Origin of the sequence: Arthrobacter sp. Edens01 (assembly GCF_001307035.1) — a bacterium.
GTDB lineage: Bacteria > Actinomycetota > Actinomycetes > Actinomycetales > Micrococcaceae > Arthrobacter_B.
On sequence record NZ_LKIU01000004.1, the window covers coordinates 100,811 to 118,264 of the forward strand.

12 protein-coding genes are annotated in these 17,454 nt (G+C 66.5%); 7 read left to right on the top strand and 5 right to left on the bottom strand.

Going from position 1 to position 17,454, the window contains the following annotated elements; genetic code table 11:
- Positions 1 to 14 precede the first annotated feature (14 nt).
- Positions 15 to 3,017 carry an alpha-mannosidase gene (locus tag AO716_RS05385; RefSeq protein WP_055239944.1) on the top strand — a complete coding sequence of 1,001 codons (3,003 nt, stop codon included), beginning with the start codon at positions 15 to 17 and terminating at the stop codon, positions 3,015 to 3,017.
- Here the strand turns inward: AO716_RS05385 and AO716_RS05390 are convergent.
- Complete coding sequence (locus AO716_RS05390; protein ID WP_055239945.1) at positions 2,977 to 4,677, bottom strand: FAD-dependent monooxygenase; 1,701 nt, start codon at positions 4,675 to 4,677, stop codon at positions 2,977 to 2,979. The two genes, AO716_RS05385 and AO716_RS05390, sit on opposite strands and share 41 nt — an antisense overlap.
- Before the next feature lie 137 nt (positions 4,678 to 4,814).
- Here AO716_RS05390 and speB point away from each other — a divergent pair, with 137 nt between their 5' ends.
- From speB to AO716_RS05405, 3 genes are all read left to right on the top strand, one after another.
- Positions 4,815 to 5,792 carry an agmatinase gene (speB, locus tag AO716_RS05395; protein ID WP_055239946.1) on the top strand — a complete coding sequence of 326 codons (978 nt, stop codon included), beginning with the start codon at positions 4,815 to 4,817 and terminating at the stop codon, positions 5,790 to 5,792.
- Positions 5,793 to 5,800: 8 nt separating this feature from the next.
- Entirely contained in the window at positions 5,801 to 7,462 is a 1,662-nt protein-coding gene (locus AO716_RS05400) for a thiamine pyrophosphate-binding protein (protein WP_055239947.1), read from the top strand.
- Between the two features lie 119 nt (positions 7,463 to 7,581).
- Positions 7,582 to 9,162: a Na+/H+ antiporter gene (locus tag AO716_RS05405; RefSeq protein WP_055239948.1), complete on the top strand. Its 1,581-nt coding sequence runs from the start codon at positions 7,582 to 7,584 to the stop codon at positions 9,160 to 9,162.
- 13 nt (positions 9,163 to 9,175) lie between these two features.
- Here the strand turns inward: AO716_RS05405 and AO716_RS05410 are convergent, their stop codons facing one another.
- From AO716_RS05410 to AO716_RS05420, 3 genes are read right to left on the bottom strand one after another with little or no spacing between them, the layout of a single operon-like run.
- Positions 9,176 to 10,375 (bottom strand): FAD-dependent oxidoreductase, encoded by a 1,200-nt coding sequence (locus AO716_RS05410; RefSeq protein ID WP_235472005.1) that lies wholly within the window; start codon positions 10,373 to 10,375, stop codon positions 9,176 to 9,178.
- Positions 10,339 to 11,067, bottom strand: a complete 729-nt coding sequence (locus AO716_RS05415) for a class I SAM-dependent methyltransferase (protein ID WP_321164361.1) — start codon at positions 11,065 to 11,067, stop codon at positions 10,339 to 10,341. The genes AO716_RS05410 and AO716_RS05415 overlap by 37 nt, the downstream gene beginning before the upstream one ends.
- Before the next feature lie 4 nt (positions 11,068 to 11,071).
- Positions 11,072 to 12,262, bottom strand: coding sequence for a type III polyketide synthase (locus AO716_RS05420; RefSeq protein WP_055239950.1), 1,191 nt, complete (start codon positions 12,260 to 12,262; stop codon positions 11,072 to 11,074).
- A gap of 237 nt (positions 12,263 to 12,499) precedes the next feature.
- Here AO716_RS05420 and AO716_RS05425 point away from each other — a divergent pair, with 237 nt between their 5' ends.
- Entirely contained in the window at positions 12,500 to 13,915 is a 1,416-nt protein-coding gene (locus AO716_RS05425; protein ID WP_055239951.1) for an MFS transporter, read from the top strand.
- A gap of 24 nt (positions 13,916 to 13,939) precedes the next feature.
- On the opposite strand, the gene AO716_RS05430 is transcribed toward AO716_RS05425, so the two are convergent.
- Positions 13,940 to 14,866: a LysR family transcriptional regulator gene (locus tag AO716_RS05430; RefSeq protein ID WP_235472006.1), complete on the bottom strand. Its 927-nt coding sequence runs from the start codon at positions 14,864 to 14,866 to the stop codon at positions 13,940 to 13,942.
- Between the two features lie 156 nt (positions 14,867 to 15,022).
- Between AO716_RS05430 and mmsB the strand changes: the two genes are divergently transcribed.
- The gene (mmsB, locus tag AO716_RS05435; RefSeq protein ID WP_055239952.1) at positions 15,023 to 15,943 is read left to right on the top strand and encodes a 3-hydroxyisobutyrate dehydrogenase; all 921 of its coding nucleotides are present in this window, start codon (positions 15,023 to 15,025) and stop codon (positions 15,941 to 15,943) included.
- A gap of 24 nt (positions 15,944 to 15,967) precedes the next feature.
- Positions 15,968 to 17,452, top strand: a complete 1,485-nt coding sequence (locus tag AO716_RS05440; protein ID WP_055239953.1) for a CoA-acylating methylmalonate-semialdehyde dehydrogenase — start codon at positions 15,968 to 15,970, stop codon at positions 17,450 to 17,452.
- Positions 17,453 to 17,454: the final 2 nt, after the last annotated feature.

Sequence of the window (17,454 nt, forward strand, 5' to 3'; positions counted from 1 at the left end):
CGCAGAGTGGGCGCATGCACCCGGACCGCGAGCTTGCTGAACGCCGTATTGCCCGTTTCCTGGCCCAGCGACTGCCTCCGCAGCTGTGGACTTCGCTTTCGCCCCTGCAGGCGGAGGCCTGGGACTGTCCCGGCGAACCGGTCAGCTTTGCCGAGGCTGCTGAACAGGCATACCAGCCGGTTTTACCGGGCGCACGCTGGGGTAAACCGTGGCACACCACCTGGTTCCGGTTAACCGGGACCGTCCCCGTTCCGGCCCCCGGCTTCGCGGCTGAAGCGCTGGTCGATTTGGGGTTCAGCGCCGATATGCCCGGTTTCCAGGCCGAGGGGCTGGTGTACGACGCCGATGGAAGGGTGCTGAAGGCGCTCGAGTCGACCAACATGGCAGTGCCGCTGGAGCAGGAGCCCGGCAGCGCACTGCTGCTCTGGGTGGAGGCCGCAGCCACCCCGAACGTCATAGGGGATTTCAGCTTCCGCCCCACCCCGCTGGGCAGCTGGGACACTGCCGGTGAAGAACCGCTGTACGTCTTCCGGCGGGCTGACACGGCGCTGCTGGATGAACAGGTTTGGAACCTTGCCCAGGACTTCTCCGTGCTGTGGGGCCTGATGCATGAGCTGCCGATGGACTCACCCCGCCGGCATGATCTCCTGCGGGCCATGGAACGGGCCGCCGCCGCGGTCGCACCGGAGGACGTTTCCGGGACGGCGGGCAGGGCCCGGGCGCTGCTGGAAGAGGCACTGAGCGCCCCGGCCGCCTCCAGCGCCCACCGGATCCACGCCGTCGGACATGCCCACATTGACAGCGCCTGGCTGTGGCCGGTGCGGGAAACCCGGCGGAAGGTGGCACGCACCTTCTCGAACGTCCTGGCGCTGATGGATACCGATCCCGACTTCGTCTTCACAGCCTCCTCCGCGCAGCAGTATGCCTGGCTGGAGGAGGACCATCCGGAGCTGTTCGCACGGGTGGCCGCGCGGGTTGCTGAAGGCCGGTTTGTGCCCGCCGGGGGTATGTGGGTGGAAGCGGACACGAACCTTCCGTCCGGAGAATCGCTGGTACGGCAATTCACCTTCGGGAAGAGGTATTTCCTGGAGGCGTTTGGGGTCGAGCCGCTGGACGTCTGGCTGCCGGACTCATTCGGCTATTCCGGTGCCCTTCCGCAGCTGATCCGCGCGGCCGGCTCCCGGTGGTTCCTCACCCAGAAACTGAGCTGGAACGAGTCCGATGTGATGCCGCACCACACGTTCCTCTGGGAAGGAATCGACGGCACCCGGGTGTTCACGCACTTCCCGCCGGTGGACACCTACAACTCTGCGCTAACCGGGCAGGAACTTGCGCGGGCCCAGCGGCAGTTCCGGGAAAAGGGGGCCACGAACCTTTCGCTGGTGCCTTTCGGGTGGGGCGACGGGGGCGGCGGGCCGACCCGGGAAATGCTGGCGGCCGCCTACCGCACCGCATCCCTGGAGGGATCTCCGCGGGTGCAGCTCTCCAGTCCCCGGTCCTTCTTCGAGACAGCGGAGCGGGACTATGCCGATCCTCCGGTGTGGTCCGGAGAGATGTACCTGCAGTTCCACCGCGGCACCTACACTTCCCAGGCGCGCACCAAACGCGGCAACCGGCGCAGCGAAGCCCTGCTCCACGAGGCTGAACTTTGGGCGGCAACGGCCGCGGTCCGCTGCGGCACGGACTACCCGTACCAGGAGCTGGACGCTGCGTGGAAAACGGTGCTGCTGGGACAGTTCCATGACATCCTGCCCGGATCTTCCATCGCCTGGGTCTACGAGGACGCAGAGCGGGAGTATGCCGGGGCAGCCGCGCATTTGGAGCGGATCATTGCCCGGGCCCAGCGGGTTCTGGCGGGGGAGGGGAATGCGGTCCTCACGTTCAATGCCGCGCCGGTAAGACTCCGGGGCATCCCGGCTATGGGCGGTGAGGCCGAAATGGCCGCTCCCGCTGCGGCGCGGCTGGAAGCCGGCGACGGCGGGTGGCAGCTGTCCTCGGATCATCTCACCGCCCGGGTCAGTTCGACAGGGGCCATCACCTCGCTGCGCGGGGACAGCGGACGGGAGCTGGTGGTTCCCGGTGAAGTAGCCAACCACTTCCAGCTCTTCCGCGACACTCCCAACCAATGGGACGCCTGGGACATTGACGCGGCAGACCGGACGGCGCCCGTGTCCCTGCACGGGGTGATGACCGGTTCCGGGGACCGTTCAGTGACATTCAAGTACAAGTTTGGGAGCTCAGCGGTGACCCAGACTCTCTCGCTCAGCCCGGACGGGAGGGCCCTGGACCTGGACATTGAGGCTGACTGGCATGAGGAGCAGAAACTGCTCAAGCTGGGATTCCCGCTGGCAGTGCTGGCGGACCGGGCCTCAGCTGAGATCCAGTTCGGCCACGTCCAGCGTCCCACCCACGAAAACACGTCCTGGGACCATGCCCGCTTCGAGGTTCCGGCCCACCGGTGGATCCATGCGGGCGAACACGGAAGGGGTGCCTCGCTGGCCAACGATTCCACCTACGGCTACGACATCACCCGGACCGGGACCAGGGACGCCGGAACCGGAACCCTGCTGCGTGCCTCCCTGCTGCGTGCACCGCTTTTCCCGGACCCGGGTGCGGACCAGGGGGTGCATACCTTCAGGTTTTCACTTCGCCCGGACGCGACCGTGGCGGAGGCAGTGCAGGACGGTTACCGGCTCAATCTCCCGCTGCGGACCGTGGCTGGCGCTGGCGCTGGAAGCGTCCCTCCGCTCGCTGTCCTCACGCCGTCCAGCGTCCTGGTCGAGACAGTGAAGCTGGCGGATGACCGCAGCGGCGACGTCGTCCTGCGGCTCTACGAATCGCTGGGAGGCCACACCAGCGCGGTGCTCACAGCCGGCTTCGCCGCCCGGGCGGCAGCAGCGACCGATCTGCTGGAACGTCCGGCCGCCGCGGGCGCGGAAATTCCACGCCGCGCGGACGGACGCTGGGACCTCGAGTTCAGGCCCTTTGAAGTGAAGACCGTGCGCCTGCTCCGATGAGCCGCTCCAGGTAGGCCACGGCGCCGGTGATGTCCGTGCCAGAAGACCGGTAGCCAATGTAGCCGTCGGGCCGGATCACCAGGACTTCCGGCCGGCGCGGTGAGAGGCCCAGCCGCTCAAACGCCAGTCCGCTCACGTCTTCGATGACGCCCGGGCCGGAGGCGGTGAGCTTGCTGCCCACCACCAGGCGCTGCACGGTGAGCAGCCGGCCGAGCCCGGCCAGGGCAGCATGGATCTGCTGCGGAGTATCCTCAGGCCAGCCGGGTCCGGTCAGCAGAAGGTGGAATCCGGGGGCGGCCACCAGGTCCTGCAGCCGCCGTTCCTTCTCCTGGTAATGCACAACGGCGTCAGGCAGCCGGTCGCCGGGCCTCGGCCCGGAGGCCAGCAGCGCCGGGCGCCGGTTCAGCGCGGATTCAGTCATGGTGCTGCCGCGGTAATGGATGCCGAGCTGGGACATGGTGCGGAACGCCCGGCTGCGCAGCCGCTCGTTCGCAGCGATGGACGGCGCCAGGGCAGGCAGCAGCTTGGTACGCGGGAGTTTCTTCAGTCCGCTTCGGCTCGTTGCCAGTTTGAAGAGGCGATCGGTGAACCCGACGATTCCGCGGGCCACCGGCCGGCGTTCAGCGTCGTAGCTGTCGATCAGCTCGTCCGTAGCCAGCCCCCGTGCGCCCAGGGCGAGCTTCCAGCCCAGGTTCAGCGCATCCTGGATACCGGTGTTCATTCCCTGACCGCCAATGGGGGAATGAACGTGGGCGGCGTCGCCGGCCAGGAACACGGAGCCCGACTGGAAGAATTCGGCCATCTGGTGCGAGAGCCGGAAACTGCTGATCCACTTCGGATCGTGCAGGACCAGGCCGCCGCCGGAGAACTTGTCGGCAACCGCCTGCAGGGATTCAAGGGTCACTGCGCTGTTGTCCCCGCGCTCCTTCAGGCTGATCATCCGCCACGAAGCAGGCCGGCCCAGGGGGAAGAGGACCATAAAACCGTCCTCTGTGGGGTAAGCGTGTACAGCGCCGGGATCTGCGCCGTCCACCTCAAGGTCAGCGAGGACAAATGTGTCGGCGTAGCCGGAGCCGCGGAAATCCATCCCGGCGCGGCGGCGCACGGTGCTTTCGGCGCCGTCCGCACCCACGATGTACCGGGCGCGGATCCGGTCAATTCCACGGTCCTGGCGCTGTACCCGTGCTTCCATGCCCGCGAAGGGATCGTCGGGAACCAGGCGTTCAAGTTCCAGCAGCTCGGCTCCCCGCTCAACACGCACTCCGCGGCTGGCCAGGTAGGAGAGCAGGATCTGTTCGGTCTCGGACTGCGGCAGGAACAGCAGCTGCTGGTGGGCGGAGTCTTCAATGCCGACGTCGAACAGTCCAACCGAGACTGTCTCCTCCGGAAGGTGCAGCTTCAGCTGATGCGCCGGGGTTCCCCTGCTGGCCATGGCGGCACTGATCCCGAAGGGCCGCAGTGCCTCCAGGGTGCGCGGCTGCACTGCCAGTGCACGGGACTGGGTCGAGGGACCCTGCCGCCGGTCGATGATCCTAAAGCTCGTTCCGTAGCCGGAAAGCTGGGCTGCGAGGGCCAGCCCGGTGGGCCCGGCACCCACGATCAGGACATCGACGTCGTAGTTCATTCCATCATTGTTCGCATAGGAAACCCGGTCCGCCATAGTCACAGCCTAGTCTTGACGCCGATCGCGGTTCCACTTTAGCCTTCCGATAAACATTTGATGCCTATTAGATAACTCCTAGCTGGGTTTCCGGTAGGCTCGGGCCCTCGGCACCCAACGAACCGGAGAAGCACTCAATGGATTCACCACAGACGCAGCCGCGCATCAACGTGGACGGCAAAGTCGGCCCGATCGACGCCGCCAAAGTCCCGCGCTATGCCGGTGCCGCCACGTACGCCCGCCTTCCGCGGCTGGACCAGGTGGAACGCGCCGACGTCGCTGTCCTCGGCGTGCCGTTCGACACCGGAGTTTCCTACCGCCCGGGCGCCCGCTTCGGTGCAAACCACATCCGTGAGGCGTCCCGGCTGCTGCGCCCGTACAACCCGGCGCAGGACACCTCGCCGTTCGCCAACCTGCAGGTTGCGGATGCCGGTGACCTCGCCGTGAACCCGTTCAACATTAACGAGGCCATTGAAACAGTCCAGGCCGGGGCACTGGACCTGACGGCGGACGGTGCCCGGCTGCTGACCCTCGGAGGGGACCACACCATCGCCCTGCCCCTGCTGCGCGCCGCGTCCGAACGGGCCGGGGAACCTGTGGCGCTGCTGCACTTTGACGCACATCTGGACACCTGGGACAGCTACTTCGGCGCCGAATACACCCACGGCACACCTTTCCGCCGTGCTGTGGAGGAAGGGATCCTGGACACCGAGGCGATCTCCCATGTGGGTACCCGCGGCCCGCTGTACGGCAAGAAGGACCTTGAAGACGACCGCCGCTTCGGCTTCGGGATCATCACCAGTTCCGACGTTTTCCGCCAGGGTGTGGATGAAGTGGTGGCGAAGCTCCGGGACCGGATCGGCGGCCGCCCGCTCTACATCTCCGTTGACATCGACGTGCTGGACCCTGCCCACGCACCCGGAACGGGAACTCCGGAAGCCGGCGGCATGACCAGCCGGGAACTGCTGGAGATCCTCCGCGGTCTGCGCGGAATGAACCTTGTTGGAGCGGATGTGGTGGAAGTGGCACCTGCCTACGATCACGCGGACATTACCGGTGTGGCTGCCTCCCACGTGGCGTACGACCTGATTACGCTCATGGGGCTCACCAAGTGAGTGCCGGTATGGGTGCCGGCAGCACCGTGGCCGACGGCGTGGTCCGCAACGGCGGCGACCTGGTGGTGGAGACCCTGGAAGCGCTGGGCGCCACCACGGTGTTCGGCATTCCGGGCCAGCATGCCCTGGGACTGTTCGATGCGCTTTCCCGCTCCACCCTTGAATTCGTCTCCTCGCGGGTCGAAAACAATGCAGCCTTTGCCGCCGACGGGTTCACCCGCGCTACGGGCAAGGTGGGTGTGCTCTTCCTTTCAACGGGCCCGGGTGCCCTCACGTCGCTGGCCGGGCTGCAGGAAGCCTATGCCACCGGGGTGCCCATGATCGTGGTTGCCAGCCAGATCCCGATCGAAGGCCTCGGAGCGCGGCGGCGGGGAATGCTTCACCAGCTGGATGACCAGAAAGCCTCGGCGGCCAACGTCACCAAGAGCCAGCGCCTCATCCAGCATGCCTCGGGCATTCCGTCGGCTATCCAGGACGCCTGGACCGAAGCTATCTCCGCACCCATGGGGCCGGTCTGGATCGAGGTGCCGCAGAACGTCCTGCTGGCCCCGGTCGTGGTGCCGGCAGTGGAGGACGCGCTCGCCGAACCGTTCGACAATCCGCCCCGCAGTGAACTTGTCACTGAAGCGGTGAAGTGGCTGGCCGGCGCCCGCCGTCCGGCAGTCATCGCCGGCGGAGGCACCCGGCGCGGCCGGGGCGAAGAATCGCTGCTGTCCCTGGCCGAGAAGCTCCGTGCGCCGGTGATCTGCACCCCGGGCGGCAAGGGAGCCTTCCCCTGGAACCATCCGCTGTCCCTGCAGTCCTGGGTGGAGGACCGGTGGGCCACTGACCTGCTTGAAGACGCGGACGTCCTGCTGGTGGTGGGTTCCTCGCTGGGGGAGATCACCTCCAACTACTTCACCTTCGCGCCGCGCGGGCGCATCATCCAGATCGATGCCGAGCCTCGGGTCCTTGAGTCCAATGGGCCGGCGCTCGGAATCCGGGCAGATGCCGGACAGGCACTGGCTGCGCTCGACGCCGCGCTGCCGGTGCCGGCCACGGCTCCGGACTGGCACGGGCAAAGCGCCGCAGAGATCACCGCGGACACCCTGGCAAGGATTTCTGACCGGCTCGATGCCCAGGACCTGGCGCCGGAGCGCAAGTTCATGGCAGACATCCGCGAGGCGGTTCCGGCGGACATGCAGACCTTTTGGGACATGACAATTGCCGCGTACTGGGCATGGAGCTGCTGGGACACCAAGACCGGCGCGTTCCACTCCGCCCAGGGTGCGGGCGGGCTCGGCTTTGGCTATCCCGCAGCCCTCGGTGCCGCTGTGGGAACCGGTGAACGGGTGCTTGCGGTATCCGGCGACGGATCGGCGATGTATTCGATTTCCGAACTTGCCACTGCCCGCCAGCACGGCGCCCCGGTCACCTGGCTGATTGTTGACGACGGAGGCTACGGGGTGCTGCGTGAGTACATGGTGGACGCGTTCGGGAAAGCCACCGCCACGGAGCTGGCCGGGCCGGATTTCGTGAAGCTGGCCGAGTCCTTCGGGATTCCGGCGCGGCGTGCAGAACCAGGAGGGGTAAGGGAAGCCCTGGAGGAGTCGTTCGCGCAGGAAGGTCCGAACGTCGTGGTTGTCCAGACGGTGCTGCGCCTCTTCGCCCCCACCCACCTGGCGCCGTAACTTCGGAAATCTCCCAGAGTGCTGGGTTAAAGTTCTCTTAGGCAACTAAACCTGGGAGGTTCCGTGACGAAACCCGGCCGGACTAGGCAGCCGCGTGCTGCCAGGAGAGGATTCCAGGCATGGAATTCCTGATCCTGCTTATCGGACTGCTCTTTGGCACGGTGCTGGTGGTGGGGATCGGCGAACGCATCCGCCTGCCCTATCCGGTGCTGATGCTGATCTTCTCTGCGCTGTTCGCTTTCCTGCCGGTCATTCCGGAAATCCATATCGACCCGGAACTGATCCTGCCCCTGTTCCTTCCCCCGCTGCTCTACGCCGCAGCCCAGCGCAGCTCCTGGTCCGTATTCCGGCTCCGCTGGCGCTCCCTGGTGCTGCTGGCGGTCGCGCTGGTGGCAGTAACGGTGGGAGTGGTTGCCGGAGTCTCGTGGGCCATTGTCCCCGCGCTGGGCCTGCCGGCCGCGATAGCGCTTGGGGCAATCGTTGCCCCTCCGGACCCCGTGGCCGTCGAAGCCGTGGCCGGCAAGGTGAACATGCCCCGCAGGCTCATTACCGTCCTGCAGACTGAAGGCCTCTTCAACGACGCCATAGCGATCGTGATCTTCCAGGCGGCCGTGGCCGCTGCGGTGAGCGGCGGGGACGTGGGCTGGTCCATTGTTCCGAGTTTCCTCATCGGAGCTGCCGGCGCCGTCGTCCTTGGGCTGGGAATGGGCTGGCTGGTCGGTGCACTGAACCGCTTTGTGCCCAACCTGGTGGCGAGGTCCGCAGTCACGCTGGTGGCGCCCTACGCGGTGTATGTCCTGTCCGAGGAGCTGCACTTCTCCGGTGTGGTCGCGGTTGTGGTCACGGCACTGGAACTGGGCCGCCGCGCCCGGCCGCAGGACTCGGAAGAGCGGCTCACCCGTACGGCGTTCTGGGAAGTCGTCGAGCTGCTGACCACCGGTGTTGCCTTTGGCCTGGTGGGTATCGAAATGCGGTACGTCATCGAAGACGAGGGCCGCGAGATCTTCGGTTACATTCCCGGCGTCGCAGCCGTATGTGCTGCCGTAGTGCTCGTCCGTTTCCTGTGGATGTACTGCCTGTACCGGTTCGGCGGGACAGAACGGCGTAACCGGGTGCCGGGTTCGGCCAAGGAAGTCCTGGTGCTTACCTGGTGCGGCATGCGCGGACTGGCGACGCTGGCGCTGGCGCTGGCACTGCCGTCCACCACACTCGCGGGGGAGGCCCTTCCCGGCCGGAACTTCATGATCATCGCAGCCGGATCCGTCCTGCTGGTCACCCTGGTGCTGCCCGGCCTCACCCTGCCGTGGCTCATGCGCCGGCTTAAACTGCCCAGCGACCACGGAGCTGTAGCCCGGCAGGAACGCGAACTCGCACGGCGGGCTGAACGGGTGGCCATGGAGACCATGAAACGGTCCAAGGCGGGAGACAAACTGCCGCCTGAACGCCGTGCCGCGCTGGCCCGCCGGATGTCCTCCCTGCACTCCATCCTGGAACGTGACTCCGAAGCCGATCCGCAGAAGATGCTCCAGCTCAAAGCCACCCTGGAGATCATGGATGCCGTACAGCGTGAAGCGCTTGCAGCGGCCCGGAAGGAAGTTCTGGCTGCCCGCCGCCAGTCCGGAATGGACCCGGAGGCAGTGGACAGGGTGCTGCGGCGCCTGGATCTGCGCACCGTGACCCTGGACCGCGGCGGCCACTAGGAGCACCGCCCGGCTACTGCATGGTGAAGCGCTTTGCCACCAGGCCGGCCAGGCGCCGGGACCGGAACAGGCGCGCCAGCCCGGCATTGCGCGCCTGCATCAGCCGCGGCGGCAGCGGACGCCCGAGTGCCATGTTCAGGCGGGCCTGGGCGGAAGCGACGACGGCGGCCCGCCGGCGCCGCAGGTCAAAGGCAGCCAGCTGCCGGGTTACGTCGGCCCCGCCCACGGCAGCGCTGAGCAGCGGCGCCAGCTCTGCAGCGTCCAGCCAGCCCAGCGTCATGCCCTGCCCTCCGATTGGACTGACCTCGTGGGCAGCGTCGCCAATCAGCACCGTCCGGCCGTGCACCAGCTGCCGCAGGGCGGTTGTCCGCACTGAAAAGGCACTGAGCATGGTGCTGGCACCGGCATCGGGTTTCTTCCCGGTGCGGGCGGCCACGATTGTTGCCAGGTCCTTGGCATCGGCGTCAGACAGCAGCGTCCGGGTGTGCGCTACCCAGCGGCGTTTTCCGCCGGGAAGCGGGAAGGACTCCACAATTCCCTCCGGTTCCAGGTACAGGACGCCCACCGGCCCGTCTCCCGTGGTGTCCGGGAAATCACCCATGAGATAGGAATCCCGCAGCAGGGTGCCCGTGGCTTCGATCCCCAGCAGCCCCCGGACAGGGGAGCGGGCGCCGTCGGCGGCAACTACCCAGGAAGCGCGAAGGGAGAATTCTCCGCCCGGGCCGGCACCGGTGAGCGTGACCCCGGCGCCGTCGTCCCTCAGCCCCGTGACCTGGTGCCCTCGCTGCAGCGCATCCGGGTCCAGCTCCCGCAGCCTGGCCTCGAGCACCGTCTCGGTGCGTTCCTGCGGCAGCGCCAGGACATAGGGATAGGCAGCGGAGGTCTTGCTGAAGCTGATGGAGATCAGGTCCCGGTCCCGGGTCCGGGCTGCCCCGCGGCGGATCTGCACCCCTTCGGCTGCGAGCTGCCCGGCGACTCCGGTTGCTTCCAGCGCAGCCATGCCGGGGGGATGGATGCCGATGGCCCGGGAATGGGAGCTGCGCTCCGTCCGCCGTTCCAGCACCCGCACCCGCAGCCCGTCCTGCAGCGCCAGGATGGCCAGTACCAGTCCCACCGGGCCGCCGCCCACAACTGCGACGTCAACGTCCCGCAGATTCCCGGGACCGGAAGCAGCCATCACCGGCCGCTCCGGTACAGCAGCAGGTTCTGCCACGGGCGCTGCTGCCGGGTTTCCCACCCGGCGGGCGCAACCGCAGCCAGTTCCCCGGCGGTATAGCTGCGCCGGATCGAGGTCAGGCCGTCCTCACGGATGAAGGACCCGTGGAAGAACGGAAGGGTGCCCGCCGAAAACAATGCGTAGCCCCACCGGCTGCGCTCAATGTCGCTGTGCAGGGCCAGTGACCCGGCGAGTTTCTCCGAATCGGCGAGCAGGCCCCGGAACGCCGCATCATCGAGGTGGTGAAGCACGTGGTTGGAGAGCACGACGTCGAACACCGTACCTTCCGCCACCAGGTCGGAACTGAGCGCGGCGCGGAAGGACAGGCCGGGCACCGGCCGCCGCGAGGCATAGGCGTGGGCACGTTCATCGGGATCGATGCCCGTGACCTGCACGGCGAGTCCGTCCCGACGGGCCCAGCGCGCCAGCGCACGGGCCAGGTCCCCGCCGCCTGCTCCGATATCCAGGACCGTGCCCCCGCCCTTCGCGGCCAGGACCGGGCGCACATACCGCCGGTAGTTGCGGCGCCAGCCGGACACGACGGCGTTGATCACCGGGAACTGGGCATAGGTGCGTTCCAGCCGGGCCAGGTCGCAGTCGGGGCTGTCCATCTGCTCTGCTGCGTTCACTGCCCGCCGGCTCAGGTCCGGCGGCAGGAACGGCGGTGTTTCGGTGTTCAGCAGGCTCACCGGATTATCCGACTGGCGCGGGAACCGGCTCAGCAGCCAGGGTGTGTTCCTCGGCTGCCGCTGCCGTTCCGGGCACACGCGTGAACAGCCCTGTTTCGACCGTCAGGCCGGGGCCAAAGGCCATGGAGCAGATCCGCTCGTTGCCCCCGTTGAACGGCTGGTCCAGGATGTGCTTGAGCACGAACATGACGGTAGCGGAGCTCATGTTGCCGAAGTCCCGGAGGGTTTCCCGCGCGGGCACCAGCTGCTCTTCGCTGAGCTCCAGTTTTGCTTCCACCTTGTCCAGGATGCTGCGGCCGCCGGGATGGATGGCCCAGTGCTCAATGTCGTTGTACGCCAGCGGGGCCAGGGAGGGATCCCGGGCCAGCAGCGGTTCAAGGGCGCCGACAATGTGGTCGTCAATGATGTGGGGAACATAGGTGCCCAGCACCATTTCGAAACCGTGGTCGCCAATGTTCCAGGCCATCGATTCCTCACCGACCGGCGTCAGTGTGGTTTCAAAGTGGTCCAGGACGATTGCCGGGCTCTCACCGGGAAGGTCACGAGCGGTGATGACCGCGGCGGCGGCGCCGTCGGCGAACAGGGAGGAACCCATGATGATGTCAGGGTCGTTGGAGGAGCGGACATGCAGGGAGCAGAGTTCTGCGCTGACAACCAGTACCACGGCGTTGGGGTCGGCGTCGCAGAAGGACTTCGCTGCGCGCATTGCCGGGAAAGCCGCGTAGCAGCCCATGAACCCGAGGTGGTAACGCTGCACCGACGGGTTCAGGCCCAGGGCACGTACCAGTTTGTAGTCAGGGCCGGGATTGAAGAACCCGGTGCAGGAAACCGTGATGACGTGGGTGACATCCGCGGCAGTGATGCCGGGGCAGTTCTCGACGGCCTTGCGGCCGGCTTCAATAAAGAGTTTGGTGGCTTCGGTGGCAAAAATGTCGTTGCGGGTCTTGGTGGAGGGCATCAGCAGCAGTCCGGTCTTCGGATCGAAGAACTGCGGGTTTTCAGCCGTGGAGGAGAGAGTCAGCTCCTCCAGTGCCGTGCGGCGGGTGTCAATGGCAGCGGAATTGAAGCAGGTGTTCACAAGGCGGGTGCCCAGCCGGGTGAGTCCCGGCTGCGCGGCGAAAACATCGCGGACCTGGTCCTGAACCAGGACAGTAGAAGGGACAGCAGTTTCCAGTGATCTGAGCGTAACTGTCATCCTCCATTGTTAGGTGAACTACCTTCCGGGCACAATGGCACCGCGTGGCGTACCCGGTGTGTCCGGGGTCTGAAACCGTGCTGGAACACAATGGCCTGTGCATTTGTGCAGATACGCCATGCGGGATTGGCGATTGAGCGAGGTCACCGCGGGCACCATACTCTTCCTTACTCCGCCGGATGCCTTTGTGCCCGGTTGAGGCCGCAGTGTCAACGTGGACACCAAAGGAGAGAGTGGATGAGCACTGATAATCCCAGGCGGACCGCACGCCAGAAGGCGCCGGTGCCGGAGGGCCTGCGCAAGGTCGTCGTGGCCTCCATGGCCGGAACAGTCGTTGAATGGTACGAATTCTTCCTCTACGCAGCGGCATCGACGCTGGTCTTTGCGCGGCTGTTCTTCCCCAACGCCAACACCGAACTGGACGGCATCATTGCCGCCTTCGTGACCTACGCCGTCGGGTTCGTTGCCCGCCCGGTGGGCGGAATCGTCTTCGGCCACTTCGGTGACAAGTTCGGCCGGAAGAAGCTGCTGCAGCTAAGCATCATCCTGGTGGGCGTCTCCACCTTCCTGATGGGCTGCCTGCCCGGCTTCGACTCGATTGGCTACTGGGCTCCGGCCATGCTGGTGGCGCTGCGCTTTGTCCAGGGCTTTGCCGTGGGCGGGGAATGGGGCGGAGCCGTGCTGCTGGTTGCAGAGCACAGCCCGAACAAATCCCGCGGTTTCTGGTCCAGCTGGCCGCAGTCAGCGGTTCCCATGGGCAACCTGCTGGCCACCGGTGTGCTGTTCCTGCTCTCCGCCACCCTCACCGATGAGGCCTTCCTGGGCTGGGGCTGGCGCGTGGCGTTCTGGCTCTCGGCAGTGATTGTGCTGGTGGGCTACTACATCCGCACCAAGGTCTCCGACGCACCGATCTTCCTCGAAGCACAGAAAGAGGTCGAAACCGAGGCGAAGGGCTACGGCGTCATGGAAGTCTTCCGCCGCTACCCGCGCGGTGTCTTCACCGCCATGGGCCTGCGTTTCGCGGAGAACATCCTCTACTACCTGGTGGTCACGTTCTCCATCACGTATCTGAGGACAGTGGTGGAAACGGACACCTCGCGCATCCTCCTGCTGCTGCTGATTGCACACTTTATCCACTTCTGTGCAGTTCCGGTGGCAGGAAAGATGTCCGATGCGCTGGGCCGGCGGCCGGTATACCTTGCCGGTGCTGTCCTCGGCGCAACGTGGGGTTTCTTCGCCTTCCCCATGATGGATACGGCAAACGACCTGATGATCCTCTCGGCCGTCACCATCGGACTGCTGTTCCACGCCCTGATGTACGCCGGGCAGCCGTCCATCATGGCCGAAATGTTCCCCACCCGGATGCGTTACTCCGGGGTTTCGCTGGGCTACCAGGTCACCTCGATCGTCGCCGGGTCGCTGGCACCGATCATCGCGACCTCCCTGCTGGCCCGGTACGACTCGTCCACCCCGGTGGCGCTGTACCTGCTTGGCGCCTGCATTGTGACGGCGATATCAGTCCTGGTGCTGCGGGAAACCAACGGCATCTCACTGCACGACGTCGATGCCGCCGACGCGAAGGGCACGGCAGACCTGCTGGCCGCGTCCAAGGCTGCGGAGGAAAAGCCCAGCCAGACCCCGGCCGACAAGTAGGCAGCACGCAAAAGCCGCTGCCCGTCAGAAGTCCAGATGCTCCTGACGGGCAGCGGCTTCTGCGTGGACGGCTTCAATGACTGCCTGCACCCGCCGGGAACGCAGGGCCTCCGGGCGGGCCACGGCCCAGATGGGCAGGCGGCGTTCAAAGGATTCCGCCAGCACGGGAACAAAGCCGTCCCGGCCGGCCACCATGAAGTTCGGCAGCAGCCCAACGCCGGCTTCCCGGCGCACCGCTTCGACCTGGGCGAAGATGCTGGTGGCCTGGAAACTGGAACGAGGTTCGGGCAGCCCGGTGGAACGGTGGCCGAGTTCCTCGACGAGGAGGGCGGATTCGACGTAGGAGACAAAACAGTGTTTGGCCAGGTCCGCCGGTACATGCGGGGTTCCGTGGCGCTGGAGGTACCCGGGAGCGGCGTAGAGCCGCAGGACGTAGTGGCCCAGCAGGATCGCCTGCGCGGTCCTGACATCGGTGTGGCCAACCACCACCTCCAGGTCAACGCCGGAGCGGTTCTGGCTGACCTTCCGGGTAGCTGAGAACATTTCCACGCTGATGTTCGGATGCGAGGCCTGAAGCCGGACCAGTGCCGGGGTCACGAACTCGGCGCCGAACCCGTCCACGGTACTGATCCGCACAACTCCTGCCAGCGGGTCAGCGTCCTTGGCCAGTGTGCAGCGCAGCGCGCCCAGGCTCTCCTCAATGGCTTCGGCTGCCCGGACCGCCTCGGCTCCGAGCGCCGTCAGTTCCCAGCCGCGGGGCGTGCGGGAGAGTGTTCTTCCGCCCAGCTGTTTCTCCAGGGCGATGATCCGCCGGGAAACGGTGGTGTGCGTGGTTCCGAGGGTTTCGGCCACGGCGGTGAAGCGGCCCAGCCTCGCCACGGTGAGGAGGATCAGCAAATCGTCGGGACTGGGCAGGCGGCCGGCGGTGTCCAGGATGCTTCCTCCTCCCACAGCTGTGCACGGCTGCACATAGGGTCTGTGGATTCTGGTCTTGAACGCACTCTAGCGCAGGTGCCAGTCTGGTTCCGCGGCGGACGCGCGGCAGCACCAGAGCAGCACAGACCCAGCACAACTCAGGCAGCACCAACTAGGCAAAGGAGCTTAGCGATGGCGGAAGTGGGATGGATCGGACTGGGGAACATGGGTGCCCCGATGGCCGCGAACCTGGTGAAGGCGGGCCACAATGTCCGTGGCTTCGACCTCAGCCCCCGGGCAGTGGCCACGGCAGAAGCCGCAGGAGTGCAGGCCGTGGGCAGTATCGCCGAGGCGGTTGCCGGCGCAGACGTCGTTTTTACGATGCTTCCCAAGGGGGAGCATTCCCGTGCGGTGTACCTTGAGCCGGACGGCGTGCTGGCATCCGCGTCCACGGAGACGCTGCTGGTTGACTCCTCGACGATCGACGTCGAGTCTGCACAGGTAATTCACGACGCCGCTGCTGCCGCGGGATTCCGCTTTGTCGATGCCCCGGTCTCCGGCGGGATGAGCGGCGCCGAGGCCGGAACGCTCACCTTTATGGTGGGCGGGGCCGAGGACGCGGTGGCCGATGCGTCCGGGTTCATTGAGCCGATGGCAGGGAATGTGATTCCCACCGGAGGACCCACCACCGGGCAGGCCGCAAAGATCTGCAACAACCTCATGCTCTTCATCAACCTCGCCGCGACGGCAGAAGGGGCTGTCCTTGCAGACCGGCTCGGACTGGACAAGCAGGTGTTCTGGGACATCGCCTCTGTCTCTTCCGGGGACAGCTGGGCGCTGCGCACCTGGTACCCCGTGCCCGGCGTTGTAGGCACGGCGGCGTCGAACAATGACTTTGAACCGACCTTCACCACCGAGCTGGCGAACAAGGACATCAACCTGGCGATCGCCGCTGCGCAGGACACCGGCACCCCGCTGGAGATCGGTGAGCACGTACAGCAGCTGTTCTCCCGGCTGATCGACGCCGGCCACGCCGGCAAGGACTGCTCCATGATCGTCAAACTCGTGGACGGTTCACTCACCGGCACGCCCGACCAGGTCCCCGCGCCCTAACGGCGCCGTACGAATCGAGAACCCATGCAGCGCATTCCCCACGTCATCAACGGACAACACGTCACCGACGCTGAGCGGTACGGCCGGGTGTTCAATCCCGCTACCGGCAGCCAGGAGAAGGAAGTGGCCCTGGCCTCGGCAGCCCGCGTCGAAGAAGCGATCCAGGCCGCCCAGGCAGCGCTCCCGGCCTGGCGGGCCACCTCGCTGGCACGCCGGACAGCGATCTTCTTCAAGGTCCGCGAGCTGCTGACCGAACGCAAGGCCGAGCTCGCGGCGATCCTCACCAGCGAACACGGAAAGGTCCTCTCCGACGCCGAAGGCGAGATTACCCGCGGCCTGGAGAACATCGAGTTCGCCTCGGCGCTGGCCCTGAGCCTGAAGGGCGAACGCTCCGAACAGGTCGCCTCCGGCGTCGACGTCCATTCAATCCGCCAGCCGGTGGGCGTGGTCGCCTGCATCACGCCGTTCAACTTCCCGGCCATGGTCCCGCTGTGGATGATCGGCAGCGCCCTGGCCTGCGGCAACACAGTGCTGCTGAAGCCCAGCGAAAAGGACCCCTCGGCGTCCGTGTTCATTGCGGAACTCTTCGCCGAGGCAGGCCTGCCGGACGGTGTGCTCAACGTGGTGCACGGGGACAAGGAAGCCGTGGACGTGCTGCTGGAACACCCGGGCGTGAAGGCGGTCAGCTTCGTGGGATCCACCCCCATCGCCCGCACCATCTACCGGCGGGCAGCGGAACACGGAAAGCGGGTGCAGGCCCTGGGCGGTGCCAAGAACCACATGGTGGTGCTGCCGGACGCGGACCTGGACATGGCTGCCGACGCCGCGGTCTCGGCTGCCTACGGCTCGGCAGGGGAGCGCTGCATGGCTGTGAGCGTGCTGGTCGCGGTGGGCAGCATCGCCGATGACCTCGTGGAGGCTGTGCGCTCGCGGATGGTGGACCTGAAGATTGGACCGGGAACCGACCCGTCCTCCCAGATGGGACCGCTGATTACTGCGGAGCACCGTGACAAGGTTGCCTCCTACGTCGCCGGTGCGGCCGAGGAAGGCGCCACCGTGGTGGTCGACGGGCGGGACGAGCAGTTCGACGGCGGCGGCTTCTTCCTGGGCGTCAGCCTGCTTGACCATGTGAAGCCAGGTATGAGGGCCTACGACGACGAGATCTTCGGTCCGGTACTCTCCGTGGTCCGGGTGGAGACGTACGCCGATGCGGTCCAGCTGGTGAACGAGAACCAGTACGGCAACGGTACCGCGATCTTTACGCGCGACGGCGGCGCGGCCCGGGCATTCGAGTTCGACGTCGAGGCCGGCATGGTGGGCGTCAACGTGCCCATTCCGGTGCCCGTGGGATCGTTCTCCTTCGGCGGATGGAAGGACTCGCTCTTCGGGGATACCCACATGTACGGACCGGATTCGATCCGTTTCTACACCCGGGGCAAGGTGGTTACCACCCGCTGGCCCGACCCGTCGACGTCGGAAATCGACCTCGGTTTCCCACAGGTGCTGTAGCC

Bases quoted from the DNA above. Each gene is read 5' to 3' on its own strand.
- AO716_RS05440 (WP_055239953.1), top strand. From the start codon at position 15,968: ATGCAGCGCATTCCCCACGTCATCAACGGACAACACGTCACCGACGCT.
- AO716_RS05390 (WP_055239945.1), bottom strand. From the start codon at position 4,677: ATGGCGGACCGGGTTTCCTATGCGAACAATGATGGAATGAACTACGAC.
- AO716_RS05420 (WP_055239950.1), bottom strand. From the start codon at position 12,262: ATGACAGTTACGCTCAGATCACTGGAAACTGCTGTCCCTTCTACTGTC.
- speB (WP_055239946.1), top strand. From the start codon at position 4,815: ATGGATTCACCACAGACGCAGCCGCGCATCAACGTGGACGGCAAAGTC.
- AO716_RS05385 (WP_055239944.1), top strand. From the start codon at position 15: ATGCACCCGGACCGCGAGCTTGCTGAACGCCGTATTGCCCGTTTCCTG.
- mmsB (WP_055239952.1), top strand. From the start codon at position 15,023: ATGGCGGAAGTGGGATGGATCGGACTGGGGAACATGGGTGCCCCGATG.
- AO716_RS05405 (WP_055239948.1), top strand. From the start codon at position 7,582: ATGGAATTCCTGATCCTGCTTATCGGACTGCTCTTTGGCACGGTGCTG.
- AO716_RS05425 (WP_055239951.1), top strand. From the start codon at position 12,500: ATGAGCACTGATAATCCCAGGCGGACCGCACGCCAGAAGGCGCCGGTG.
- AO716_RS05400 (WP_055239947.1), top strand. From the start codon at position 5,801: ATGGGTGCCGGCAGCACCGTGGCCGACGGCGTGGTCCGCAACGGCGGC.